This is a genomic window from Cysteiniphilum litorale (assembly GCF_003428165.1).
GTDB classification, from domain to species: Bacteria; Pseudomonadota; Gammaproteobacteria; order Francisellales; family Francisellaceae; genus Caedibacter; species Caedibacter litoralis.
Genome location: NZ_QLIQ01000192.1, coordinates 1 through 552 on the forward strand (window position 1 = coordinate 1; position 552 = coordinate 552).

At 32.4% G+C, this 552-nt stretch carries 1 protein-coding gene; it reads left to right on the forward strand.

All coding sequences use genetic code 11. The features are described from left to right. Positions 1 to 35 precede the first annotated feature (35 nt). On the forward strand, positions 36 to 552 hold a 517-nt coding region (locus tag DNJ75_RS15240), incomplete at its 3' end, for a hypothetical protein (RefSeq protein ID WP_157968429.1).

A 552-nucleotide genomic window follows, 5' to 3' on the forward strand; every position in this document is an offset into this window, starting at 1 on the left:
TCAAGAGTTTTGATCGACAGGACTCTGTTACTTTATTGAGTAGACTTGATCAAAAACAGTATAAAGACAATAAAGATAAGTTAAATGAGCTAGCAAATTTGTTGTATGACCACCCTTTATCGGTAAGTCAAGCTTTAGCCTACTTAAAAAATACGTCTTTTGTTGATGTTGATCAGTATATTGAATTTTATCAGCAGAGAGCAAATGAGCTTTCCAAAGCAAATTATGAAGTAGCTAAAGCTATGGGGAAGGAATATATGGATGGTTATAGTTTGACAACGGAAATTACGACTTCACTAACGGTAGATCAAGTTAAAAAATCTTCACAAGAGGCATATTTTTTACTCGAGCATATTGTGTTTTTACATCATGAAAGTATTTCACGTGATCTTATGTTACAAATTTTTAAGGGTGATAAACTTGCACTATCAATAGCACTTAATACATTGCTAAGATTCTCATTAATTGATCATAAAGATTCAGAAGAAGAAAATTCACTTTATACCATGCATGGTGCCATTAGTGACTTTATTAGGGGAACCATTGGTGAAA